The sequence below is a fragment of the Nonomuraea sp. NPDC049646 genome (assembly GCF_044465525.1).
Classification (GTDB): Bacteria; Actinomycetota; Actinomycetes; order Streptosporangiales; family Streptosporangiaceae; genus Nonomuraea.
In genome coordinates this window covers 518,920-542,524 of sequence record NZ_JBITLU010000002.1, presented here as the reverse complement: position 1 = coordinate 542,524, position 23,605 = coordinate 518,920, and the positions used below count along the sequence as shown (strand labels likewise).

23 protein-coding genes and 1 riboswitch are annotated in these 23,605 nt (G+C 72.8%); of the genes, 14 read left to right on the top strand and 9 right to left on the bottom strand.

Annotated features, from left to right (window positions below; translation table 11 throughout):
• The first annotated feature begins 5 nt into the window (after positions 1 to 5).
• Both ACIBQ8_RS07390 and ACIBQ8_RS07385 read left to right on the top strand, forming a co-directional pair.
• Positions 6 to 596 carry a phosphoribosylanthranilate isomerase gene (locus tag ACIBQ8_RS07390; protein WP_397191453.1) on the top strand — a complete coding sequence of 197 codons (591 nt, stop codon included), beginning with the start codon at positions 6 to 8 and terminating at the stop codon, positions 594 to 596.
• Complete coding sequence (locus ACIBQ8_RS07385; protein ID WP_397174049.1) at positions 589 to 1,338, top strand: GNAT family N-acetyltransferase; 750 nt, start codon at positions 589 to 591, stop codon at positions 1,336 to 1,338. Before ACIBQ8_RS07390 ends, ACIBQ8_RS07385 begins: the two co-directional genes overlap by 8 nt.
• A 31-nt stretch (positions 1,339 to 1,369) precedes the next feature.
• Here ACIBQ8_RS07385 and ACIBQ8_RS07380 read toward each other — a convergent pair whose 3' ends face one another.
• Positions 1,370 to 3,004: a hypothetical protein gene (locus ACIBQ8_RS07380; RefSeq protein ID WP_397191452.1), complete on the bottom strand. Its 1,635-nt coding sequence runs from the start codon at positions 3,002 to 3,004 to the stop codon at positions 1,370 to 1,372.
• A 158-nt stretch (positions 3,005 to 3,162) separates the two neighbouring features.
• On the opposite strand from ACIBQ8_RS07380, the gene ACIBQ8_RS07375 reads away from it, so the two are divergent.
• From ACIBQ8_RS07375 to ACIBQ8_RS07340, 8 genes are all read left to right on the top strand, one after another.
• Entirely contained in the window at positions 3,163 to 3,744 is a 582-nt protein-coding gene (locus ACIBQ8_RS07375) for a CDP-alcohol phosphatidyltransferase family protein (RefSeq protein WP_364337341.1), read from the top strand.
• A 4-nt stretch (positions 3,745 to 3,748) separates the two neighbouring features.
• Positions 3,749 to 6,253 carry a sugar phosphate nucleotidyltransferase gene (locus ACIBQ8_RS07370; RefSeq protein ID WP_397191451.1) on the top strand — a complete coding sequence of 835 codons (2,505 nt, stop codon included), beginning with the start codon at positions 3,749 to 3,751 and terminating at the stop codon, positions 6,251 to 6,253.
• Positions 6,254 to 6,514: 261 nt separating this feature from the next.
• A complete protein-coding gene (locus ACIBQ8_RS07365; RefSeq protein ID WP_352325615.1) occupies positions 6,515 to 7,027 on the top strand; it encodes an FHA domain-containing protein in 513 nt (170 codons plus the stop codon).
• A gap of 23 nt (positions 7,028 to 7,050) precedes the next feature.
• Positions 7,051 to 7,677, top strand: coding sequence for a MerR family transcriptional regulator (locus tag ACIBQ8_RS07360; RefSeq protein ID WP_397174055.1), 627 nt, complete (start codon positions 7,051 to 7,053; stop codon positions 7,675 to 7,677).
• Between the two features lie 132 nt (positions 7,678 to 7,809).
• A complete protein-coding gene (locus tag ACIBQ8_RS07355) occupies positions 7,810 to 8,280 on the top strand; it encodes a bifunctional nuclease family protein (protein WP_090771501.1) in 471 nt (156 codons plus the stop codon).
• Between the two features lie 147 nt (positions 8,281 to 8,427).
• Positions 8,428 to 9,048: a MerR family transcriptional regulator gene (locus ACIBQ8_RS07350; RefSeq protein WP_352325612.1), complete on the top strand. Its 621-nt coding sequence runs from the start codon at positions 8,428 to 8,430 to the stop codon at positions 9,046 to 9,048.
• A 48-nt stretch (positions 9,049 to 9,096) separates the two neighbouring features.
• Positions 9,097 to 9,193: riboswitch (glycine riboswitch) on the top strand.
• Between the two features lie 166 nt (positions 9,194 to 9,359).
• Complete coding sequence (gene gcvP, locus ACIBQ8_RS07345; protein ID WP_397191450.1) at positions 9,360 to 12,185, top strand: aminomethyl-transferring glycine dehydrogenase; 2,826 nt, start codon at positions 9,360 to 9,362, stop codon at positions 12,183 to 12,185.
• Between the two features lie 127 nt (positions 12,186 to 12,312).
• Complete coding sequence (locus ACIBQ8_RS07340; protein ID WP_397174059.1) at positions 12,313 to 13,113, top strand: hypothetical protein; 801 nt, start codon at positions 12,313 to 12,315, stop codon at positions 13,111 to 13,113.
• Positions 13,114 to 13,133: 20 nt separating this feature from the next.
• Here the strand turns inward: ACIBQ8_RS07340 and ACIBQ8_RS07335 are convergent, their stop codons facing one another.
• On the bottom strand, positions 13,134 to 13,490 hold the full coding sequence (locus ACIBQ8_RS07335; protein WP_397174061.1) for a hypothetical protein: 357 nt from the start codon (positions 13,488 to 13,490) through the stop codon (positions 13,134 to 13,136).
• 82 nt (positions 13,491 to 13,572) lie between these two features.
• On the opposite strand from ACIBQ8_RS07335, the gene ACIBQ8_RS07330 reads away from it, so the two are divergent.
• The gene (locus tag ACIBQ8_RS07330; protein WP_397191449.1) at positions 13,573 to 14,208 is read left to right on the top strand and encodes an alpha/beta family hydrolase; all 636 of its coding nucleotides are present in this window, start codon (positions 13,573 to 13,575) and stop codon (positions 14,206 to 14,208) included.
• On the opposite strand, the gene ACIBQ8_RS07325 is transcribed toward ACIBQ8_RS07330, so the two are convergent.
• Both ACIBQ8_RS07325 and ACIBQ8_RS07320 read right to left on the bottom strand, forming a co-directional pair.
• Positions 14,165 to 14,362: a DUF5999 family protein gene (locus ACIBQ8_RS07325; protein ID WP_125637444.1), complete on the bottom strand. Its 198-nt coding sequence runs from the start codon at positions 14,360 to 14,362 to the stop codon at positions 14,165 to 14,167. The two genes, ACIBQ8_RS07330 and ACIBQ8_RS07325, sit on opposite strands and share 44 nt — an antisense overlap.
• 198 nt (positions 14,363 to 14,560) lie before the next feature.
• Entirely contained in the window at positions 14,561 to 15,121 is a 561-nt protein-coding gene (locus ACIBQ8_RS07320; protein ID WP_397174065.1) for a TetR/AcrR family transcriptional regulator C-terminal domain-containing protein, read from the bottom strand.
• A 109-nt stretch (positions 15,122 to 15,230) separates the two neighbouring features.
• On the opposite strand from ACIBQ8_RS07320, the gene ACIBQ8_RS07315 reads away from it, so the two are divergent.
• Positions 15,231 to 15,629: a hypothetical protein gene (locus tag ACIBQ8_RS07315; protein ID WP_352331214.1), complete on the top strand. Its 399-nt coding sequence runs from the start codon at positions 15,231 to 15,233 to the stop codon at positions 15,627 to 15,629.
• A gap of 109 nt (positions 15,630 to 15,738) precedes the next feature.
• Here ACIBQ8_RS07315 and ACIBQ8_RS07310 read toward each other — a convergent pair whose 3' ends face one another.
• The 3 genes from ACIBQ8_RS07310 to ACIBQ8_RS07300 all read right to left on the bottom strand — a co-directional run bounded on the left by ACIBQ8_RS07310 (position 15,739) and on the right by ACIBQ8_RS07300 (position 18,788).
• On the bottom strand, positions 15,739 to 17,076 hold the full coding sequence (locus ACIBQ8_RS07310) for an RNA polymerase sigma factor (RefSeq protein ID WP_397191448.1): 1,338 nt from the start codon (positions 17,074 to 17,076) through the stop codon (positions 15,739 to 15,741).
• Positions 17,077 to 17,247: 171 nt separating this feature from the next.
• Positions 17,248 to 17,598, bottom strand: a complete 351-nt coding sequence (locus ACIBQ8_RS07305) for a hypothetical protein (RefSeq protein ID WP_397191447.1) — start codon at positions 17,596 to 17,598, stop codon at positions 17,248 to 17,250.
• Between the two features lie 44 nt (positions 17,599 to 17,642).
• Positions 17,643 to 18,788 carry an AMP-binding protein gene (locus ACIBQ8_RS07300; RefSeq protein ID WP_397191446.1) on the bottom strand — a complete coding sequence of 382 codons (1,146 nt, stop codon included), beginning with the start codon at positions 18,786 to 18,788 and terminating at the stop codon, positions 17,643 to 17,645.
• Positions 18,789 to 18,870: 82 nt separating this feature from the next.
• Between ACIBQ8_RS07300 and ACIBQ8_RS07295 the strand changes: the two genes are divergently transcribed.
• Positions 18,871 to 19,764, top strand: coding sequence for an o-succinylbenzoate synthase (locus ACIBQ8_RS07295; RefSeq protein WP_397191633.1), 894 nt, complete (start codon positions 18,871 to 18,873; stop codon positions 19,762 to 19,764).
• Positions 19,761 to 21,422 (top strand): 2-succinyl-5-enolpyruvyl-6-hydroxy-3-cyclohexene-1-carboxylic-acid synthase, encoded by a 1,662-nt coding sequence (gene menD, locus ACIBQ8_RS07290; RefSeq protein ID WP_387675445.1) that lies wholly within the window; start codon positions 19,761 to 19,763, stop codon positions 21,420 to 21,422. The genes ACIBQ8_RS07295 and menD overlap by 4 nt, the downstream gene beginning before the upstream one ends.
• Here the strand turns inward: menD and ACIBQ8_RS07285 are convergent.
• Both ACIBQ8_RS07285 and ACIBQ8_RS07280 read right to left on the bottom strand, forming a co-directional pair.
• The gene (locus ACIBQ8_RS07285; RefSeq protein WP_397191632.1) at positions 21,412 to 22,305 is read right to left on the bottom strand and encodes a 5'-3' exonuclease H3TH domain-containing protein; all 894 of its coding nucleotides are present in this window, start codon (positions 22,303 to 22,305) and stop codon (positions 21,412 to 21,414) included. The two genes, menD and ACIBQ8_RS07285, sit on opposite strands and share 11 nt — an antisense overlap.
• 10 nt (positions 22,306 to 22,315) lie before the next feature.
• The gene (locus ACIBQ8_RS07280) at positions 22,316 to 23,560 is read right to left on the bottom strand and encodes a PP2C family protein-serine/threonine phosphatase (RefSeq protein ID WP_397191445.1); all 1,245 of its coding nucleotides are present in this window, start codon (positions 23,558 to 23,560) and stop codon (positions 22,316 to 22,318) included.
• Positions 23,561 to 23,605: the final 45 nt, after the last annotated feature.

The window sequence follows — 23,605 nt, the reverse complement described above, 5'->3', positions numbered from 1 at the left end:
GAGGTGTGTATGTGAAGATCTGCGGGTTGAGCGAGCCCGAGCACGTCGAGGCCGCCGTCGAGGCGGGCGCCGACGCCATCGGGTTCGTGCTCACCCGGAGCCCGCGCAGGGTCACGCCCGAGCGGGCGGCCGAGCTGGCCGCGCCGATCCCGGCCCACGTGCTCACCGTGGGCGTCTTCCGGGGCGAGACCCCCGAGGAGGTCCGGGCCGCCGCGCTGGCCTCGGGCGTGCGCGCCGTGCAGCTCCACGGCCACCACCCGCACGCCGACTTCACCGCGCTGAAAGACCTCGGCCGGCCGCTCGTGCGGGCCGTCGACGCCGCCGCCGACCTGCGGTGCGGCGCCTACGACGAAGACCTGCTCATCGTCGACGCCCCGCGTCCCGGCTCGGGGGAGCCGTGGGACTGGGCGGCGGTGCGCGGCCGCCCGTCCGGCCGGTGGATGCTGGCCGGCGGGCTCGACCCGGCCAACGTGGCCGAGGCCGTCGAGGCCGCCCGCCCGTGGGGGGTCGACGTGTCCAGCGGCGTCGAGACCGCGCCGGGCGTCAAGGACTTCGCCCTGATCAGGGCCTTCCTGCGGGCCGCGCGCGGTGGCTGACGAGCTGGCGCGGGCCCTTTCCTTCGTGCACGGCTTCGCCCGGCGCAAGGCGCCCGTCGTGGCGCCGGTGCCCGGCGGGTTCGCGGTGCTCGACGAGCGCTACCCGATGTCCCACGACGACAACAAGCTCGTGGTCCGCAGCGGCCGCCCGGAGCCGGTGCTCGCGGCCGCCGAGGAGCGGCTCGCCGGGCTCGGCCACCGGCTGGTGTGCGTCGACGACGACCGGCTGGGCCAGGAGTTCCGGCCCGCCTTCGCCGCCGCCGGCTACGGCCACGAGACCAACGTCGTCATGGCCTTCCGCGGCGCCCGTCCCGCCGCGCCCGCCGTCGCCACCGAGCCGCTCACGCTGGAGGAGCTGCTGCCCGTGCTGCGCGAGGAGTGGCGCGAGTCGCTGCCGCAGGCGTCGCCGGGCGTGGCCGACGGGCTCGCCGCCCGCGCCGCGGCCCGCGTGTCCGGCGCGGACCGGGTCGAGTTCCACGCCGTACGCGCCCCCGGCGGGCAGATCGCCGCGCACGCCGACCTCTACGTGCACGAAGGCGTCGCCCAGATCGAGAACGTCTACACCCTCGGCCGCCACCGCGGCCAGGGCCACGCCCGCGCCCTGCTGACCGCGCTGCTGGCCGCCACGGCCGACACCGAGCTGACGTTCCTGGTCGCCGACGCCGCCGACTGGCCACGCGAGTTCTACGCCCGCCTCGGCTTCGAGCCCGTGGGATACACCCACGCCTTCCTGCGCACCTGACCGCCCGCCCGGCCGCCCTGGGGCCGGGCGCTCAGGCGCCCACCCAGCGGGCCAGGGCCACCGCGGCGGGGCCCAGCAGGGCCAGCACGGCCCCCGACAACGCGTGCACCACCGTGTACGCCAGCAGCGGCGTCCCGTTCCCCGACCTCACCCGCACCCCGCCCAGGACGGTCGTCAGGCCGTGCTGCCCGGTCACCGCGCCCAGCACCAGCGGCGGCGGCAGCATCATCAGCTTGGCCCCCAGCGCCAGCGAGATCACCACCGGCACCGCCGCCGTGGCGACCGCGCCCAGGGCCACCTGCCAGGCGTGCCGCGCCACCAGTTCCACCGCCGCCGGGCCGGCCGACAGCCCGAGCGCCGCCACGAACACGCCGAGCGCCACCTCGCCCACCACCCGGGCGGCGCCGGCGTCGTACTGGCCGAAGCCGGCCCGTCCGGTCCGTGCCCGGCCGAACACCAGCCCGGCCGCCAGGCAGCCGAGCGAGGCCGTCAGGCCGCCCGCCAGGCCCGCCACCAGCCCCGCCACGAGCCCGGCGGCCAGGTAGACGACGTCGGCCCGCCGCCCGGCCTCCGCCCGCGCCCCGAGCCAGGACGCCGCCCGGTCCACGTCCCGCTTCAGCCCGGTCACCCGCACCACGTCACCGGCGCACAGCCGCGTGCCCGGCCTGACCGGCAACCGGCACCCCACCCGCCGCACCTCGCACACGTGCAGGTCCTGCACCCCCTGGCCGGACAGCCCGGCGCGCAGGTCGCGCACGGTCGCCGGCGGCCGGCTTCCGAGCATGACGTCGGCCACCTCCACGTCCAGGTCGAGCTCCCGCCCGCCCGGCACCTCGGGCCCGACCACCGCGCCGGCGTTGACGACGTCCTGCCGCACGCCGACCACCACGACCTCGTCGTCCCGCTGGAGCAGCGTGTCGGGGCCGAACGGGATCGGGCGGCCGTTCCTGCGCAGCCGCTCCACCGAGACCCGGGTGCCCATGGCGATCTCCGCCTGCCCGACCGTCCTGCCCTCGCCGGTGGTGACCTGGTGGGCCCGGCCCAGCACCGAAGGCGGCGGCGTCTCCTCCGCGCCGTCCAGCCGCCGCCACAGCGCCGCGGCCTCCTCCCCGGGGTCGAACCGGAGCGCCGCGGGCGCGGCCCTGACGGTCAGCAGCGCGACGGTGACCAGGGCGAGGAGGTAGGACAGGACGTACGCGGGCCCGAGCGCCTGGTGCGCGATCCCGGCGGCCTGCAGGGCGTCGGACGCCGTGCCCAGCGCCACCGGCCCGGCCGCCGCCCCGGCGACCAGCCCCGCCGTGGTGCCCGGGTCGAGCCCGAGCGCGTCCGCCACCAGCGCCGCGACCGCCAGCGCCCCGACGACCTCGACGACCGTGAACCACAGGTACCGCAGGTTGCTCCCGGTGAACGCGGCGAAGAAGGCGGGCCCGAGGGTGTAGCCGAGGGTGAAGGCGAAGATCGAGAAGGCGATCACGCGCACCTGCTGGTGGACCTCGACGCCGCCGGTCAGCAGCCCCGCGGCGAGGGCGACGGCCAGCGTCCCGGCCGCGCCGCCGAGGGCCACCCCGCGGAACCTGAGCCGGCCCAGGGCGAACCCGAGGGCCAGGCAGAGGAACAAGGCGATCTCCGGCGCGTCCCGCAGCACGCCGGACTCCCAGGGCCACATCCGATCCCCCCAAGGCAGGCCGGCAGCGCGGGGGGATCGATCATCCAGGCTTTTCCCGCCCCCACATGCCGCGAAACGCCATCAACCCCCACCGGCCCCGCGGGGAATGGTCGCTGGTGGGGCGTCTGTGCCGGAGTTCCACGCAGTAGGGTCTCTGCGTGAGCGAAACTTCCGCCGAGGACCGGATCTGGACGGTTCCCAACCTGCTGAGCTTCCTGCGCCTGCTCGGCGTGCCCGTGTTCCTCTGGTTGGTTCTGGGGCCCAGGGCGGACGGGTGGGCCATCGGCATCCTCATCGTGGCCGGGTTCACCGACTGGCTCGACGGCAAGATCGCTCGCGCGTTCAACCAGACCAGCAAGCTCGGCCGGGTGATCGACCCGGCCGCCGACAAGCTGTACGTCTTCGCCACGATCCTGGCGCTGCTGCTGCGCGAGGTCATCCCGTGGTGGCTGGTGGCCGTCATCGTGGCGCGGGAGCTCTTCGTCGCCTGTTCGTTCCCCGTACTTCGCAAACACGGATATAAGGCACTTCAGGTGCATTTCCTGGGCAAGGCCGCCATGTTCAACCTCATGTACGCCTTCCCGCTGCTCTTCCTCGCCTCCCACACCGGGTGGTATGCCGATATAGCGCGAATTGCCGGGTGGGCCTTCGCGATCTGGGGCACCGGCCTGTATTGGTGGGCAGGGATCCTGTATGTGGTGCAGGTGCGCCAACTCGTAACCGCGACCACGAAGGAGTGATCGGGTGAAGGCGGTCGTCATGGCGGGCGGGGAGGGGACTCGGCTGCGTCCGATGACCGCCAACCAGCCCAAACCTCTGCTCCCGGTGGCCAACCGCCCGATCATGGAACACGTCCTGCGCCTGCTCAAACGGCACGGCATCACCGAGACGGTCGTCACCCTGCAGTTCCTGGCCGCCCTCGTGCGCAACTACTTCGGCGACGGCGACGAGCTGGGCATGAACCTCCAGTACGCCACCGAGGACCTGCCGCTCGGCACCGCGGGCAGCGTGAAGAACGCCGCCGCCCGCCTGCGCGACGACCGCTTCCTGGTCATCTCCGGCGACGCCCTCACAGATATCGACTTATCCGACATGATCCGTTTTCATCGCGAAAATTCGGCTCTTGTCACCATCGGTCTGAAGCGCGTTCCCAACCCGCTCGAATTCGGGATCATCATCCTCGACGAGAACGGACGCGTTCAGCGCTTCCTGGAGAAGCCCACCTGGGGCCAGGTCTTCTCCGACACCGTCAACACCGGCATCTACGTCATGGAGCCCGAGATCCTCGACGCCGTGGCCGACGGCGAACCGGTCGACTGGTCCTCGGACGTCTTCCCCGCCCTCCTGGAACGCGGCGCCCCCATCTACGGCTACGTCGCCGACGGCTACTGGGAGGACGTCGGCACCCACGCCAGCTACCTCAAGGCCCAGGCCGACGCGCTGTCCGGCCGGGTCCGCCTCGACATCGGCGGCTTCGAGCTCTCCCCGGGCGTCTGGGTGGCCGACTCGGCCACGGTCGACCCCGACGCCGTCCTGAAGGGCCCGCTGCTGATCGGCGACTACGCCAAGGTGGAGGCGGGCGCCGAACTGCGCGAGTACACCGTGCTGGGCAACAACGCGGTCGTGCGCGAGGGCGCCTTCCTGCACCGCGCGGTCGTCCACGACAACGTCTACCTCGGCCCCGGCGCCCACCTGCGCGGCTGCGTCATCGGCAAGAGCACCGACGTCATGGGCGGCGCCCGCGTCGAGGAGAACGCCGTCATCGGCGACGAGTGCGTCATCGAGGCCGAGGCGTACGTCTCCAGCGGCGTCAAGGTCTACCCGTTCAAGACCATCGAGGCCGGCGCGGTCGTCAACACCAGCGTCATCTGGGAGTCGCGCGGCCAGCGCAACCTGTTCGGCCCGCGCGGGGTCAGCGGCCTGGTCAACGTCGAGATCACCGCCGAGCTGTGCGTCCGGCTGGCCGGCGCGTACGCCACCACCCTGCGCAAGGGCGCCTACGTCGTCACCTCCCGCGACTGCTCCCTGGCCGCAAGGGCGCTCAAGCGGGCCGTCATCGGCGCCCTGACCGCCGCCGCGATCAACGTCCTGGACCTGGAGGCCGCGCCGCTGCCCGTGGCCCGCTTCCACACCGCCCGCGAGTCGGCCGCCGGCGGCATCGCGCTGCGCACCACGCCCGGCGACCCACAGAGCGTCGACATCGTCATCATGGACGACCGCGGCGCCGACCTGCCCCCGGCCGCCCAGCGCAAGCTGGAGCGGGTCTTCTCCCGCCAGGAGTACCGGCGGGCCTTCCCCGGCGAGATCGCCGAGCTGCACTACCCGGCCAGGGCCGTCGAGGGCTACACGCACGAGCTGATGCGGGCCATCGGCGTCACCGGCGTCAGGGACATGAAGGTCGTGGTCGACTGCGCCGGCGGCACCTCCTCCCTGGTGATGCCCACGCTGCTCAGCCGCGCCGGCGTCGAGGTGCTCACCGTCAACGCCCGGCTGGACGACGTCTCGCCCACCGAGACGCTGGCCGAGCGCCGGCGCGACCTGCAACGCCTGTCGGAGCTGGTCAGCTCCTCGCGGGCGGCCTTCGGCGTCCGCTTCGACCCGGTCGGGGAGCGCATCGCGCTGGTGGACGAGACCGGCCAGCTCATCAGCGAGGAGCGCGCCCTGCTGGTCGTGCTGGACCTGGTGGCGGCCGAGCGCCGGGGCGGCCGGGTGGCCCTGCCGGTCACCACCACGCGGGTCGCCGAGCAGGTCTGCCGCTTCCACGGCGTGCAGGTGCAGTGGACCTCGACCGCGCTCGACGCCCTGACCTCCGCCGCCCAGGGCCCCGACATGATCTTCGCGGCCGACGGGCGCGGCGGGTTCGTCGTGCCGGAGTTCAGCCCCGCCATCGACGGCCTGGCCGCGTTCATGCGCCTGCTGGGCCTGGTGGCCCGCACCCGGCTGTCGCTCAGCCAGATCGACGCCAGGATCCCCGAGGTCAAGCTGCTGCGCCGGAGCGTCCCGACCCAGTGGGCGGCCAAGGGCGCGGTGATGCGCTCGGTCATCGAGGCCGCCGAGGCCGAGCCCGACGGCTGGCGCGTGGACACCACCGACGGCGTGCGGGTCGCCCGCGACGACGGGTCGTGGGTGCTGATCCTGCCCGCCGCCGCCGAGCCGGTCACCGAGCTGTGGGCCGAGGCCCCCGACATGGACGGCGCGCAGGCATTGCTCGAACGGTGGGCCCGCGTGGTCGAGCAGGCGGCCGTCTGATCACGTAGAGTAGCGGAAAAGCCTTCGCCCGAGATGTGCGCGCGGAGTGCCGCAAGATCGTAATGTAGAAACGCGCGGCGGCATGGACCACGGGGTGGGGGCGGCGGTAACTTTGTCAGCGTCCGAACCGCAGTCCAGCGCCCCGCCTTGACCTTTGCCGCTGATCAGCGTAAGTTGCGGCATTCGCAAACTTGAAGAGCGAAGGCAGGCGCGTCCCCAGCACCGTCGCCGCGTCTTCGCGGTAGGAGGCCGAGCCGATCGATGCCGAGCGTCTACTGCACGCAGTGCGGGCACGCCAACCCCGAGGATGCCCGTTTCTGTTCCCGCTGTGGGTCACCGCTGACCAGACCCGAGGTCTCCGGGGACACCACGTCGACGATCTCGGTCGCGGGAATCGAGGCGTACGAGGCTGAGACAGGCGACATGCTCCTGGCCGAACGGGCGCTGGTCGAACAGCTCCCGCCCGGCACGGCGTTGCTCACGGTGACCAGAGGGCCCAACCAGGGCAGCCGGTTCCGGCTGGACAAAGACCTCACCACGACCGGGCGCCACCCGGAGAGCGACATCTTCCTCGACGACATCACCGTCTCCCGCCGCCACGTGGAGTTCTACCGCCACCGCGGCGGCCAGTTCTCCGTACGCGACGTGGGCAGCCTCAACGGCACCTACGTCAACCGGGAGCGCATCGAGGAGGTTCCCCTGCACTCCGGAGACGAGGTGCAGATCGGCAAGTTCCGCCTCGTCTTCCTGATGAGGGTCAACGCCGGCGCATGAGCTCACAGGCGGCACGCTCGCACATGAGCATCGGGGAGGTGCTCGCCCTGCTGCAGGGCGAGTTCCCCGACGTCACCGTGTCCAAGATCCGCTTCTTGGAGGGTGAGGGGCTGATCGAGCCCGAGCGCAGCCCCTCGGGCTACCGCAAGTTCACCCATCTCCACGTCGAGCAGTTGCGTTTCATCCTGACCGAGCAGCGCGACCACTACCTGCCGCTGCGGGTGATCAAGGACAGGATGGCCGAGAGCTTCGGCCGTCCGCGCGCGGTGCAGCAGACCCAGGAGATCCGGTACGACCGGGCCCAGCTGCTGGAGGCGGCCGGCATCGACGAGGAGACCCTCGCCGAGCTGGAGGACTACGGCCTGCTCGCCCCCGTGGCCAGGCGCTACGACGAGGAGGCGCTGAAGATCGCGCGCAGCGTCGGCGCCCTGGCCCGCTTCGGCCTGCACGCCCGCCATCTGCGCGCGGTCAAGGCCGCCGCCGAGCGGGAGTGCGGGCTGGTCGAGCAGACCGTCGCGCCCATACTCAAGCGGCGCGCGCCCGGTGCCATCGGCGAGGCCGACGAGGCCGCCAGGGAGCTGTCCACGCTCCTGCTCGACCTGCACGCCTCGCTGGTCCGTCTCGGCGTCAGGTCTGTCCTGGGCCGCTGAGGGCACAGAGCTGGAAGGCCGGGGCACATTCCAGGCCTGCCGGGTGTTACGTTGAAATGCATAGGCGTGTAGCAGAAACGACCCAGTCAACAGCTGTGCCGGGTGACCGGCCGGCCGAATACGGAGCAGCCCGTGTTGCAGATGGAGGTCGTGGGCGTTCGAGTTGAGATGCCCACAAATCAGCCGATCGTCTTGCTCAAGGAGGCACACGGGGAACGGTTCCTTCCGATCTGGATCGGCATGACCGAGGCGACCGCGATCGCCCTGGCGCAGGCCGAGGAGCCGCCGCCCCGGCCGCTCACCCACGACCTGTTCAGGGACGTGCTGAGCGCGCTCGGCGTCGGGCTGCGCGCGGTCAACATCGTGGCCCTGCGTGACGGCATCTTCTTCGCCGACCTGGTGTTCTCCAACGGCGTGGAGGTCAGCGCCCGCCCCTCCGACTCCATCGCCCTGGCGCTGCGCACCGGCGCGCGCATCTTCGCCAGCGAAGAGGTCGTCCAGGAGGCCGGTGTGATCATCCCTGACGACCAGGAGGACGAGGTGGAGAAGTTCAGGGAGTTCCTTGACACGATCACTCCCGAGGACTTCGGCAGGGCGGGGTAGGTATTTCAGTGCATTTACGCTTCACGACGCGCCGAGCCGGATCGTTGACTGAGCATGGTCACGGTCCTACGGTGCAAGTGAAACCCGTGGTCGCCCTTTACGAACCCCCAGATCAGGCCATGGGATGAGAGAAAGCCGGAGGTCCGCGTGGCGGTCAGCAGCGGCGAGGGAAAGACGGCCGGCCAGGAAGATCCGGTGCGGCGCGAGAGCGCGCGGCAGCGTGCCGGAGAGCAGGGACTGCTCTTCGACGAGCAGCCCGCGACGGTGCCCGACGACATCGGATACCGCGGGCCCACAGCCTGCTCGGCGGCCGGCATCACCTACAGGCAGCTCGACTACTGGGCGCGCACGGGCCTGGTCGAGCCCACGATAAGAGCCGCGCACGGCTCGGGCTCGCAGCGGCTCTACAGCTTCCGCGACATCCTGGTGCTCAAGGTCGTCAAACGGCTGCTCGACACCGGGGTGTCGTTGCAGCAGATCCGCACCGCGGTGCAGCATCTGCGTGACCGCGGGGTCGCCGACCTCGCGCAGATCACGCTCATGAGCGACGGTGTCAGCGTCTACGAGTGCACCTCGGCCGACGAGGTGATCGATCTCCTCCAGGGCGGCCAGGGCGTGTTCGGCATCGCGCTCGGCCGGGTCTGGCGAGAGGTCGAGGGCTCCCTCGCGGAGCTGCCGGGGGAACGGGCGGCGGTCGAGGACACCGTCCCGGCCGACCATCCCGCTGACGAGCTCGCCAAGCGGCGTCGCGCACGCCGCACGGGGTGAGCTGAACCGCTGAACACACCGTAGTAATCTAGGACAGAGTAAGGCTGATGACCCCGTGCGGGAGAGTCCCTGGGCTTCGGTCCTGGGGCGCCGAAGGAGCAACCCTCCCCGGAATCTCTCAGGCATCCCGTACCGCTCGGGTGAGGCAACTCTGGAAAGCAGGTGCGCCCGCCAGGCGCACCTCACCGACGGTGCAAGCCCCATGGTGGGGTGAAGCTCTCAGGTCGCGATGACGTCGCGATGACAGAGGGGGAGATCCGGCACTCGCCCGCGCCCTGGCGCCGGTCTCCAAGCCTCGGGAGGCAACCTCCATGACCGACCTGTCCGCTCCGCCGTTCTCGTCCAGGCACATCGGCCCATCCGAGTCCGAGCAGCAGCGCATGCTCGAGGCCGTGGGCTTCGAGTCCGTCGGCGATCTGGTGGCCGTGGCCGTGCCCGAGGCCATCAGGGTCAAGGACCGGCTCAAGCTGCCGGCCGCCGCGAGCGAGACCGAGGCCATCGCCGAGCTGCGCGAGCTGGCCTCCCGCAACCGGGTGCTGACCTCCATGATCGGCCTGGGCTACTACGACACCGTCACGCCCGCCGTCATCCGGCGCAACCTGCTGGAGAACCCGGGCTGGTACACCGCCTACACGCCGTACCAGCCGGAGATCTCGCAGGGCCGCCTGGAGGCGCTGCTGAACTTCCAGACGGTCGTCTCCGACCTGACCGGCCTCGACGTCGCGGGCGCCTCCCTGCTGGACGAGGCCACCGCCGCGGCCGAGGCCATGACGCTGGCCCGCCGGGCCGGCAGGTCCAAGAGCGACGTGTTCGTGGTCGACGCCGACACGCTGCCCCAGACCAAGGCCGTGCTGGCCACCCGCGCCGAGCCGCTCGGCATCACGCTGGTCGAGCACGACCTCGACGGCGAGCTGCCGGAGTGCTTCGGCGTGCTCGTCCAGTACCCGGGCGCCTCGGGCCGCCTGCGCGACTTCCGCGACGTGGCCGCCAGGGCGCACGAGGCGGGCGCGCTCGTCGTGGCCGCCGCCGACCTGCTGGCCCTCACGCTGGTGGCCGCCCCCGGCGAGCTGGGCGCCGACATCGCCGTCGGCTCCTCCCAGCGCTTCGGCGTCTCCTTCGGGTTCGGCGGGCCGCACGCGGCCTACATGTCCGTACGCGAGGGCCTGCAGCGGCAGATGCCCGGCCGCCTGGTCGGCGTGTCGGTCGACGTCGACGGCGACCCCGCCTACCGGCTGGCCCTGCAGACCCGCGAGCAGCACATCCGCCGCGAGAAGGCCACCAGCAACATCTGCACCGCCCAGGTCCTGCTGGCCGTGATCGCCGGCATGTACGCCGTCTACCACGGCCCCGAGGGCCTGCGCCGGATCGCGCACCGCGTGCACCGGCACGCCGTCGCGCTGGCCGGCGGGCTGCGCGAGGCCGGCCTGGAGGTCGTGCACGGCGAGTTCTTCGACACCGTGCTCGTCCGTGTGCCCGGCAGGGCCGCCGAGGTGGTGGCCGCCGCCGCCGAGCGGGGCGTCAACCTGTGGCAGGCCGGCGACGACCACGTCTCGATCGCCTGCGACGAGAAGACCGGCGCGGCCGAACTGGTCAAGGTGTGGGCCGCCTTCGGCGTCGAGCGCGAGGACGTGGCGCTGGAGGCCGACGCGCTGCCGGCCGAACTGCTGCGCGAGTCGGACTACCTGACCCACCCGGTCTTCCACAGTCACCGCTCCGAGACCGCGATGCTGCGCTACCTGCGCAGGCTGCAGGACAAGGACATCGCGCTCGACCGTTCGATGATCCCGCTCGGCTCGTGCACGATGAAGCTGAACGCGACCACCGAGATGGAGCCGATCACCTGGCCGGAGTTCGCCGGCGTGCACCCGTACGCGCCGGAGGCCCAGACCGAGGGCTACCGGGAGCTCGTCGGCACCCTGGAGGGCTGGCTGGCCGAGGTGACCGGCTACGACGCGGTCTCCATCCAGCCGAACGCCGGCTCCCAGGGCGAGTTCGCCGGCCTGCTGGCCATCCGCGCCTACCACCAGGCCAACGGCGACACCGAGCGGGACGTGTGCCTGATCCCGTCCTCGGCCCACGGCACGAACGCGGCCAGCGCCGTCATGGCGGGCATGCGGGTCGTGGTCGTGGCCTGCGACAGCGACGGGAACATCGACCTGGCCGACCTCGACGCCAAGATCGCCAAGCACCGCGACAAGCTCGCCGCGATCATGGTGACGTACCCGTCCACGCACGGCGTGTACGAGGAGTCGATCACCGAGGTCTGCGCCAAGGTGCACGAGGCCGGCGGCCAGGTCTACGTCGACGGCGCCAACCTCAACGCCCTGGTGGGCCTGGCCAAGCCGGGCGAGTTCGGCGCCGACGTGTCCCACCTGAACCTGCACAAGACGTTCTGCATCCCGCACGGCGGCGGCGGCCCCGGCGTCGGCCCGGTCGCGGTCCGCGGCCACCTGGCCGCCTACCTGCCCGGCCACCCGCTGCGCGACGGCAGCCCGGTCGGCCCGGTCTCGGCCGCCCCGTACGGCTCGGCGGGCATCCTGCCGATCTCGTGGGCGTACGTGCGGATGATGGGCTCCGAGGGCCTCACCGCGGCCACCGAGCAGGCCATCCTGTCGGCCAACTACCTGGCCAGGCGGCTGGCCCCGCACTACCCGGTGCTCTACACCGGCCGCGGCGGCCTGGTGGCCCACGAGTGCATCGTGGACCTGCGCCAGATCACCAAGGAGACCGGCGTCACCGTCGACGACGTGGCCAAGCGCCTGATCGACTACGGCTTCCACGCGCCGACCATGTCGTTCCCGGTGGCCGGCACGCTGATGATCGAGCCGACCGAGAGCGAGGACCTGGGCGAGCTCGACCGGTTCGTGGACGCCATGATCGCCATCCGCGGCGAGATCGCCAAGGTGGCCTCCGGCGACTACGACAAGACCGACAACCCGCTGCGCAACGCGCCGCACACGGCCGAGTCGGTCACCGCCGACGAGTGGGCCCACCCGTACTCGCGGACCGAGGCGGCCTACCCGGTGGCCTCGCTGCGCGAGGGCAAGTACTGGGTGCCGGTGCGCCGCATCGACCAGGCGTACGGCGACCGCAACCTGGTGTGCTCCTGCCCGCCGCTGGAGGCGTACGAGGACTGATCCGCCCGCGCGGGTCCCCGCCCGGGGGCCCGCGCCGGACCCGGCCCAGTCCTGCACCGTCAAGTGAGCAGACATGATCGCGACGAGCCGTTAGGCTCGGTGCGATCCGTCGCCGGAAGGAGCTCTCTTGACGTTCTCAGAGCTGCAGACCCCGCCGCTCGACACCGCCCGCCGGCTGGCCGAGGGCGGCGACCTGGAGGGTGCGGCGGCGATCCTGACCGAGCTGGTCGCCGACCCCGACAGCCCCGACCGGGCCCAGGCCGCCGTGGGGCTGGCCGTGGTGCTCGACGAGCGCGGCGACACCGAGGCCGCCCGCGCCGCGGCCCGCACCGCGCTGGCCACCGGCCATCCCGAGTACGCCGCCCAGGCCGCCTGCCACCTGGCCCAGGGCTTCGAGCGCGAGGGCCGCGACGACCAGGCCAGGGCCGCCTGGCAGGCCGTGCTCGGCGTCGGCACCCCGGCCTACGTCCCGCTGGCGCACCTCGCGCTGGCCCGGCTGGCCGGCAGCCCGCAGGAGGCCGGCAAGGAGCTGCGCTCGGCCCTCGACGCGAGCCTTGACTCAGGCGACGCCGAGGCCGCCGCGCACGCGGCCCGCCAGCTCGCCGAGACGCTGCTGGAGTACGGCGACCCGGGGGAGGCCGCCGGGCTGCTGCTGGACGCGCTGGAGTTCGCCCCGGCGCGGGAGCTGCCGGGCCTGCGGGTGCTGCTCGGCATCGCGCACCTGGAACTGGCCTGCGCCGAGTTCGCCGAGGCCGTCGAGAGCGGGGCCGACCCCCAGACGGGCGCGCTGGCCATCGAGCTGCTGGCGCGCACGCTGCCGCTGCGCGGGCGCACCGAGGACGCCGGCCAGGTGTGGACCTACGGCCTGGAGCACGAGGACCAGACCATGGCCGCCGAGGTCCGGCTGCGTTTCCACCGCGACGCCTGAGCGCCGCCTGAGGGGAAGGCTCAGCCGCGGCGCATGATGGCCACGGCGGCGGCCACGTTGATGGCGACGATCGCCAGCCACGTGATCGTCAGGCCGACCAGCCCCGAGTTGCCGGACGCGATGGCGGTCAGCGGGATGCCGAGGCCCATCGAGCCCAGCGCGACGGGGATCATGGCCGCGCCGTTGTTCTGCCGCTGCTTGGGCTTGGCCGGGGTGAGGTCGTGGCCGCTCAGCTCGGCCTGGACGCGGGCGGCGATGGTGGCGTCGAGCCGTTCGACGAAGGACTCGACGAGCGCGGCCTCGTAGTCGGGGCCGAGGTCGCGGCGGGCGTCGAGGGTGGCCTGCAGGTCATCCCGGATGGGGCGCATCTCTGGCATGCAAGCCATCATCCCGGTTGTCCGGCGCGCCGTCATCAGACCTGGGAGCCAACGGCGGATCCTCCCCAGGTACGGTGCTGCCATGGAGATCATGACTCCGCGGGGGCCGGCGCTGGTGCAGGTCGACGAGGCGGCCGAGCCCCGGCTGCTGCTGGTGCTGACCCACGGCTCGGCCGGGGGAGTGGACGCGCCCGACCTGCTGGCCGTCCGTGACGCCGCGCTGGGGGCGGGGGCGACCGTGGCCAGGGTGTCACAGGCGTTCCGGGTCGCGGGGGCGCGGGCGCCGGGCTCGGCCGCCCGGCAGGACGAGGCCTGGGAAGTGGTGCTGGGCGAGCTGCGCGCCGGGTGGCCGGGGCTGCCGCTGGTGCAGGGCGGCCGGAGCAACGGCGCCCGGGTGGCCTGCCGTACGGCCTCGGCGGTGGGCGCGGCGGCGGTGGTGGCGCTGGCCTTCCCGCTGCACCCGCCCGGCAGGCCGGAGCGTTCCAGGGCCGAGGAGCTGCGCGGGGCCGGGGTCGACGTGCTGGTGGTCAACGGGGACCGGGATCCGTTCGGAGTGCCGGATCCCGCGGACTGCGCCCGGTTGGTGGTGCTGCCGGGCGAGGGCCACGACCTGAAGCGGGACCCCGCCCGGGTGGGCGAGGTCGTGGCCCGGTGGATCGGTGATTACGCCGCCGTCAGGCGGCGCCCACCAGGGGGTCGGGCCGGTGCGGCGCGATGACGGTGCCGCTGGGCAGCAGCTCCCCGGTGTCCTCGAACAGGACGACGCCGTTGCAGAGAAGGCTCCACCCCTGCTCGGGGTGGCATGCGAGGGTGCGTGCTGCCTCGCGGTCCGGCGCCTCGGCAGACGGACAGGCCGGGTCGTGCGGGCACATCGGCGTGCCTCCGATATCTCGTGGGTGCTCCCGGGAGAGGGACGGGAGCGGCTCGGGTTTGTTGTTCTGGCAAGTGTGCGACGTGGGTCACACGGTCCGACATAGCCCGTTCGGACTGTTACAGGAGGATCCCCCGGTCGTGTGACCTTCGACACAGCGTGCCTTATGCAGGATAACGGGCCAAGCGCGACACGCGCACTACGTTTGCAACCCCTTGAGCAAAGCGTCGAGCCCTCTTTCGAAGTCCACATCCGCCCTTTCGTCCCGCCTGACCCATTCATCGACTTCCGGGTCAGCCCATCCGGATTGCTGGACTTCGACCGCCACGCTGCCGAACACGAACGCCCGCAGCGCGCGCACGGCCTCGGGGGCGTCGCTCAGGCCGCCGTCGGCGAGCTGCTCGGTCTGCTCCCTGATGGCGACGGCGGTGGCGCCCTTGGGCGGCTTGGTCAGGGCCAGCGCCAGCACGCCCGGATGCTCGCGCAGCAGCTCCCGGCCCGCCCGGCACCACGCCCTGGCCGTCTCCTGCCAGGTGGCCGCCTGCTCCACGTGCACGGACGTGACGTGCTCGGCCAGCGCGTCCATCAGCGCCTCCTTGCCGCGGGGCAGGTGGTGGTAGATGGCCATGGCCTCCACCTCCAGGGCGTCGCCCAGCCGGCGCATGGTGAGCCGGCGCAGCCCCTGGCTGTCGGCGATGTGGAGTGCGGCCTCGATGATGCGCTCGCGGGAGAGTGGGACGGGAGGTCTCTTTGCGGGCATGGTGATCATCTTACTGGGCGGCCCCGTCCGTCGCCCGGTGTTCGGGGGCGGTGTCGGACGGCGTACCCTTGTGGGTTGAACAGCAAAGACTGCGTGAAGGGCAGGGTCGATGGCGTTTTTCCGTCCGCGGGTGAGCCGGGAGGCCGAGGTTCGCTACCACGCGGACCAGGAGATCTCCAAGGGCTTCCCGCAGCTGCTTGACAAGGCCAGGCAGGCCGAGCAGATCGTGCGCGACCTGCGTGCGGCCGCGGCCGACGAGATCGAGCTGCTGGCGGCGGGCCGGGCGTTCGACGTCGCGCTGACCGAGGCGCTGCGGGCCGCCGAGGCGGGGCAGCGGGCCACGTTCGGCGTGCGCTCCTACGACGACCGCATCGCGCGCCGCAAGGCCAGGGCCACCCCCCGCGGGGCCATGTGGACGGCCGAGGTCGACCGGCTGCGCACGCTGCGCGAGGAGAACCGCATGTGGGGCATCCCGCGCGTGCCCCGGCCGGTGCCCGCCACCGTCTGACCGGAGGGTCCGACCGAAGGCACACGAAAGCCCCGGCGCCGTGCGCGCCGGGGCTCTTCGTGCGTTCCGGGCCGTCACCGCCAAGGGCTGACGGCCCGGGTGGTACGGATCAGCTGGCCCAGTCGAGCAGCGGGCGGGTGTTGCTCGGGTGGCGCAGCTTCGACAGCGACTCCTTCTCCAGCTGGCGGATGCGCTCGCGGGTCAGGCCGAGGCGCTTGCCGATCTCGTCCAGCGTGTGCGGCTTGCCGTCCACCAGGCCGAAGCGCAGGGCCATGATCTTCGACTCGCGGGGCGAGAGGTTGTCGAGCACGCCGCGCAGCTGGTCGCCCAGCAGCTGGCGGTCGACGATCTCCGACGCCTCCGGCGAGTCGACGTCCTCGATGAGGTCGCCGATCGTGGTCTCGCCGTCCTCGCCGATGGTCGCGTTGAGCGAGATCGGCTGGCGGCTGGTGCGCAGCAGCTCCTCGATCTGGTCCGGCGTCTTGTCGAGCTCGACGGCCAGCTCCTCGGGCGTGGGCTCGCGGCCCAGCCTCTGGTGCATGTCCCGCTCGACCCGCGACAGCTTGGAGAGCATCTCCAGCACGTGCACGGGCAGCCGGATCGTCCGGGCGGAGTCGGCGAAGCCGCGCTGGATGGCCTGCCGGATCCACCACATGGCGTAGGTGGAGAACTTGAAGCCCTTGGTGTAGTCGAACTTCTCCACGGCCCTGATCAGCCCCAGGTTGCCCTCCTGGACGACGTCCAGCAGGGACATGCCGCGGTCGGTGTACTTCTTGGCCACCGAGACCACCAGGCGCAGGTTGGCCTCCAGCATGTGGTCCTTGGCCTGCCGGCCGTCCTCGATGACCAGGTGCAGGTCGTCGCGCGCGGACGGCGGCACGTCCGGGTCGGTCTCCAGCTTGTACTCGGCGTACAGGCCGGCCTCGATCCGGCGGGCCAGCTCGACCTCCTGGGCGGCGGTGAGCAGGGTCCGGCGGCCGATCGACTTCAGGTACGTGTGCACCGAGTCGCCCATGACGGACTGGTTGTCGTCGAGGTCCATGGCCTCGGTCTCGATCTCGGCGTCCTCGGCCGTCAGTTCGAGGTCGTCGGGGGCCACGTCCTCCTCGTGCTCCGGCTTGCCGTCCACCGGGTTTTTTGCCTCGGCGGCCGTGCGGCCGGTAGCCTTTGCCCCGGAAGCCTTCCTCGGCTTGGGGGCGCTCTTGGTCGCGGTCTTCTGGGTGGTCTTCCTGGCGGCGGTCTTGGTCAGCGACGGCTCGTTCTCGGCAGCCAGGCTCACACCGGCCTCCGAGAGCTCGCGCAGGATCGTGCGGCCTTCCGAGGGGCTGATGCCGGCCTCGGCGAACGCGTCGCGCAGCTCCGCCAGAGAAAGGTGACCCTGGGCTCGCCCTCGTTCAATGAGCTGGTCGAGAGTCGCGGGTGGGGTCGCCACGGCGGTTCTGGGCATGAGGACACCTCCTCCGTACGGAGTCGAAGCGATCAGGCAGGTTGTGGTGGGGCGGTGGTCACTCCGCACGGCGCACCAGTATCAATAACGCCATCCACCGCTATTTGTTCCCGGAGGGATGAAAAAGGGGCGGAATGCCCAGAGGGCGTGCCACCCCCTGGAAGGCGGGAACTACTCCGCCACCTCGAAGCTTCCGGTCCCCTCGGGCATGGGCATCGGCTCGGCCTCTTCCATGCGCTTGTCGGTCCAGTAGTCGATGACCTCGCGCGGGTCGGGATTGACCTCCGTGGACACCACGACGCCGTCGGTGTCGCCGGGCGAGGGCACCGGACGGCCGGTCGGCGACGCCTGCTCGGCTGCCTGGTCGGCCGCCTGCTCGGCTGTCTGGTCGACCACGGCCCGGGTCTCCCTGGCGACCGCGTCGAGCTTGCCCGCCGAGGCGGCCGCCGCGACCGACGCGCCGCCGACGACGATCGCGCCGACGACCGCCGCGGACGCCCACATCTTGCGGGTCTGGTTCATGAAGGCTCCCTTCCTTCTCCCCGTTATGACGCAGCCGCACCGCGTCAGGTTCCTGTGCGCAGCCGTACGAGATCGGTCTTGCCGTTGGGCAGCAGCGGCAGGCGGGGGAGGAGCCGCAGGTCGCGCGGCGCGGCGTGGGCGGGCAGCCGGTCGCGGCAGTAGGCGCGCAGCTCGGCCAGCGTGGGCGGCGCGGCCGGGTCGGCCGGCACCACGAACGCCGTGACCGCCTCGCCCCACTCCGGGTCGGGCAGGCCGGCCACGGCCACGTCGGCGACCTCGGGGTGGGTGCCGAGCACCGCGCTGACCACGGCGGCCACGACCTTCTCGCCGCCGGTGTTGACGACGTCGTCGGCCCGGCCGAGCACGCGCAGCCGGCCCTCGTGCAGCTCGCCGAGGTCGGAGGTGACGAACCAGTCGCCGTCGAAGGCGCTACGACCGGCGAAGCGGTAGCCGGAGAAGAGGACGGGCCCGGCGATCCTGATCAGGCCGTCCTCGCCGATTTTGAGATCTACATCGTAAAGGGGGCGGCCGTCGTAGACGCAGCCGCCGCACGTCTCGCTCATCCCGTACGTGGTGAACACCCGGGCGCCGAGCTCCACGGCCCGCTCGACCAGCCCCGCCCTGGGCGCCGCGCCGCCGAGCAGGATCGTGCGGAACACCGACAGGTCGGCGCCCGTCTCGACCAGCCGGTGGAGCTGCGTCGGCACCAAGGAGACGTGGTGGGCGCCGGAGGTCAGCACGGCCCGCACGTCGAAGGAGGGGTGGATGATCGGCTCGCTGCCCGACAGCAGGGCGCGGACCAGCACCTGCAGGCCGGAGACGTGGGAGACGGGCAGGCAGCACAGCCACCGGTCGCCCTCGGCGGCCCCGATCCTGTTCAGCGAGGCCGACGCCGAGGCGCGCAGGGCTGTGGCCGACAGCTGCACGCCCTTGGGCACGCCGGTGCTGCCGCTGGTGGCGATGACGACCGCCACGTCGGCGGGGACGCCCTCGCCGCCGGGCCGCGGCTCACCGCCGGCGTGCGTGGGCCGCAGCGCCTGGAGGGCCTGGTGCTCGTGGCCCGGCTGGAGCGGCAGGACGGCCGGGCCGTCGCCGGAGAGCGCGTCGCGGATCGCGGTGAAAAGGCCGGGGCCGGGAGGCTGCACAATGGCATGCAGCGGACGGTCCGGATGCGACGGGTTCCTCCACATGCTCGTAAGGTTAATGGCGACAGGTCGGACACAGGTGCAGGGTAGGGTCGTGACGCGTTCTCCCGTGGTCTTCCGGATTCCGATGCGGACGCGGTTTCGCGGGCAGACCGTCAGGGAGGGCGTGCTGCTGCACGGCCCGGCGGGCTGGGGCGAGTTCTCCCCGTTCCCCGAGTACGGTCCGCGCGAGTGCGCCCGCTGGCTGGCGTGCGCCCGTGAGGCCGCCTTCGACGGCTGGCCCGAGCCGGTGCGCGACCGCGTCCCGGTCAACGCCACCGTCCCCGCGGTCGACGCCGAGCAGGCCCACGAGCTGGTGCGGGGGGCCGGCTGCGGCACGGCGAAGGTCAAGGTGGCCGAGCGCGGCCAGACGTTCGCCGACGACCTGGCGCGGGTGGAGGCGGTGCGCGACGCCCTGGGGCCGTCCGGGCGGCTGAGGGTCGACGTCAACGGCGCCTGGGAGGTCGGCGAGGCCGTCACCCGGCTCAAGCAGCTCGACCGGTTCGGCCTGGAGTACGCCGAGCAGCCGTGCGCGACCCTGGAGGAGCTGGCGGCGGTGCGCAAGGCGGTCGACGTGCCGATCGCGGCCGACGAGTCGATCCGGCGCGCCGAGGACCCGCTGAAGGTGAGGGCGGCCGAGGCGGCCGACATCGCGGTGGTCAAGGTGCAGCCGCTGGGCGGGGTGCGCGCCGCGCTGCGGGTGGTGGAGGCGTGCGGGCTGCCCGCCGTGGTCTCCAGCGCCGTGGAGACGTCGGTGGGGCTGGCCGCGGGGGTCGCGCTGGCGGCGGCGCTGCCGTCGCTGCCGTACGCGTGCGGGCTGGGCACGATGTCGCTGCTGGCGGGCGACGTGGTGGAGGACTCGCTGGTGCCCGTGGACGGATGGCTCCCGGTGCGCCGCCCCTCGGTGAATTTTCAGCATTTGTCGGAATTTGAGATTGAATCTCCCCAGTGGCTCGGCCGGATGCAGGAGGCGTCACTTTGAACCCCGCAACCGCGCTGGCCACCGTGCTCGTCGACGAGCTGGTGCGCTGTGGCCTGACCGACGTGGTGCTCGCCCCCGGCTCCCGCTCGGCCCCCCTCGCCCTGGCGCTGCACGCCGAGTCGCGGGTGCGCCTGCACGTGCGCATCGACGAGCGCTCGGCCTCCTTCCTCGCGCTCGGCCTGGCCAAGCGCTCCGAGCGGCCGGTGGCGCTGATCTGCTCCTCCGGCACGGCCGCGGCCAACTTCCATCCGGCCGTGATCGAGGCCGACGAGTCGGGCGTGCCGCTGCTCGTCCTGACCGCCGACCGTCCGCCCGAGCTGCGCGGCACCGGCGCCAACCAGACCATCGACCAGATCAAGCTGTACGGCACCGCCGTCCGCTGGTTCGCCGAGGTCGGCGTGCCGGAGGACCGTCCCGGCATGGTCGCCTACTGGCGCTCGCTGGCCTGCCGCGCCTACCAGCGGGCCGCCGGGGCGGCCAACCCCGGCCCCGTCCACCTCAACCTGGCCTTCCGGGAACCGCTCATCCCCGACGGCGACACGAGCTGGTCCGAGCCGCTCGACGGCGGCGCGAACGGCCCCTGGGTGCGGGCCCGCGTCGCGCCCCCGCCCATCGCCCTGCACATCCCGCCCACCAGGCGCGGCGTGCTGGTCGTCGGCGACGGCGCGGCCAACGTCCGGCGTTACGTGGCCGCCGCCGGCATGGCCGGCTGGCCGGTGCTGTCGGAGCCCAACGGCGGCGCCCGCTACGGCGACCACTCCATCTCCAGCTACCACTACCTGCTCGGCACGCCCGAGTTCGCCGACTCCCACCGCCCCGACGTGGTCGTCACGCTGGGCCGCCCCGGCTTGTCACGGCCGCTGCTGTCGTGGCTGAAGCGGACGGACGAGCACATCGTGGTCGCCCCCGACCTCGACCGCTGGCCCGACCCGACCCGGTCGGCCACCCAGGTCGCGCAGGCCGTGGAGATCCCGGTGGCCTCCGGCGACGACAGCTGGCTGCACGCCTGGCGGCAGGCCGACGCGGCCGTCCGGTCGGCCCTCGACGCGGTCCTGGACGTCTCCGGCACCTCCGAGCCGCGCCTGGCCCGCGACCTGGCCGACGCGCTGCCCAACGGCGCGCTGCTGTTCTGCGGCTCCTCGATGCCGATCAGGGACCTCGACCAGTTCATGCGGCCGCGGCGCGGCATCAGGCTCATGGCCAGCCGCGGCGCCTCGGGCATCGACGGGCTGGTGTCCACGGCCATGGGGGCCGCGCTGGCGCACAACGGGCCCTCGTACGCGCTGCTCGGCGACCTGTCGTTCCTGCACGACCAGAACGGGCTGATCCTCGGCCCCCGCGAGCCCAGGCCGGACCTGTGCATGGTGGTCGTCAACAACGACGGCGGCGGCATCTTCTCGCTGCTGCCGCAGGCGGCGGTGCGCGACCCGTTCGAGCGCGTCTTCGGCACGCCGCACGGCGTGGACCTGGCCTACGCCGCCGCCGCGAGCGGGACGCCGTACACGCTGCTCGGGGACGTCAGCGAGCTGTCCAAGGCGATGCGCGGCGAGGGGCCGCGGGTGGTGGAGGTGCGCACCGACCGCGAGGAGAACGCCGCCGTGCACGGCCGCCTGCGCGAAGCGGCCCAGGACGCCGTGCGCGAGTTCCTCAGCTCCTGAGCGCCTCCAGCAGGCGGTTGAGCGGGCTGTCGAGGCCGTAGCGGTCGGCCAGGGCCACCAGGGCCTCCGGGTCGCGCGGCTTGTCCGGCAGCGTGAGGTCGGCGCCGGGCAGCGGCGCGTCGGAGGCCACCTCGACCACGGCGGGCGCGGCGTCGAGGTAGTCGCGGGCGGCGGCCAGGCGGTTGCGGCTGCCGGCCGGGAAGCCCTCGGTGACGCCGGAGTCGAGCGCCTCCAGCAGCGCGGCGAGCGAGCCGAACCGGGTGATCAGGGCCGCCGCCGTCTTCTCGCCGACGCCGGGCACGCCGGGCAGGCCGTCGCTGGGGTCGCCGCGCAGGGTGGCGAAGTCGGCGTAGGCGCGGCCGGGGACGCCGTACTTGGCGGTGACGAACGCCTCGTCGACGAACTGCAGGTTGCGGATGCCGCGCGCGGTGTACAGGACGCGGACCGGGCGGGAGTCGTCGACGAGCTGGAACAGGTCGCGGTCGCCGGTGACGATCTCGACGGCGCCGCGCGCCTGGTGGGTGAGGGTGCCGATCACGTCGTCGGCCTCGTAGCCGGGCGACTCGGGACGGGCGATGCCCACGGCGTCGAGGACCTGGTTGATCACGGCGATCTGCGGCACCAGCGCCTCGGGCACCTCCTCGACGTCGCCGTGGGCCACCCGGTGCGCCTTGTAGGTCGGGATCGCCGCCACCCTGAAGGCGGGCCGCCAGTCGGCGTCCATGGTGGCGGCCAGCGCCGCCGGGGAGTGCTGACGGACCAGCGTGGCGATCATGTCGATGAGCCCGCGCACCGCGTTGACCGGGGAGCCGTCGGGCGCCTTGACCGACTCGGGCACGCCGTAGAAGGCGCGGAAGTAGAGGGACGGTGTGTCCAGAAGCATGAGCACCCGTCTATGGTCGCACTCCCGCCGCCCTCCCGTCCGGCTCCGGGACGGCGACGGCCAGCAGGCACGCGTCGTCCTCGGGGTTGGGGCCGCCAATGTCGGCCAGGAGGCGGTCGAGCCCGGCCTCGAGGTCGTGGGCGGACAGGCCCGCGGCGGCCGCCAGCACCAGTTCCAGGCCGACGTCGATGTCGCGGGTGCGCCGCTCGACCAGCCCGTCGGTGAACATCAGCAGCAGGTCGCCGGGGCGCAGCCGGGTGCGGGCCAGCTCGTAGGGCCGCCCGGAGACCGCGCCGAGCAGCACGCCCAGCGGCCTTTCCAGCAGGGACGCCCGGCCCTCGCGCACCAGGATCGGGGCGAGGTTGCCCGCCTGCCCCCAGGTGAACAGCAGCGCGCCGGGGTCGAGGTGGCCGATGACGGCCGTGGCGGTGGTGTCCTTCAGCTGGTGCAGGACGAGGTCGTTGAGCCACGACAGCAGGCGGTCGGCGGGCCCGCCGGTCATGGCGAGGCCGACGAGGGCGTGGCGCAGGTGGGCCATGTGGGCGATGGCGGGCAGCCCGTGGCCCGACACGTCGCCGATGGCCAGCAGCAGGCGGCCGTCGGGCGTGGTGGCGGCCTCGAACCAGTCGCCGCCCAGGCTCGCGGTCTTCTCGGCCGGCACGTAGCGGACGGCGATCCTGGCCCCCGGCAGATCGAGGCAGCCGGTGGGCGCGGGCAGGATGGCCTCGCGCAGCGCCAGCATCACGTGGCGCTCCTCGGCCGCCTGCTCGCGGGCCTCCAGGAGCTGGCGGCGCGACTCCGACATCATGCGCTCGGCCCTGCGGCGGCCGGTGATGTCCTGGATGACGCCGTGCATGCCGACCGGGCCGCCGGGTGACATCAGCGGTTCGAGCACGACGCGCAGGTCGCGCAGCTCGCCCGTGCCGCGCCTGACGCGGAACTCGGCGTGCACGGGCTCGACGCCCTCCACCACGTGCCACAGCAGCCGGTCGAGCGCGTCGAGGTCGGCCGGCTCGACCATGGCGGCCAGGTCGGGAAGGGACAGTGGCCCCTCCTCACGGTCTCTTCCGAAGATCGCGTAGACCTGGTCGGACCAGATGGCGGCCCCGGTGCGCAGGTTCCATTCGGCCCAGCCCATGTTGCCCAGCCGCTCGGCGTGGGCCAGCCGGACGGCCAGCAGCTCCGCCCCCGCCGTGCGCGCCCGCCCGTGCGGGGCCTCCCTGACCAGCTCTGCCGCGCCTGCGAAGTCGACCATGGCCTCACTCTCAAAGTGCAGTGGAACTGGACAATTGGTCCCACA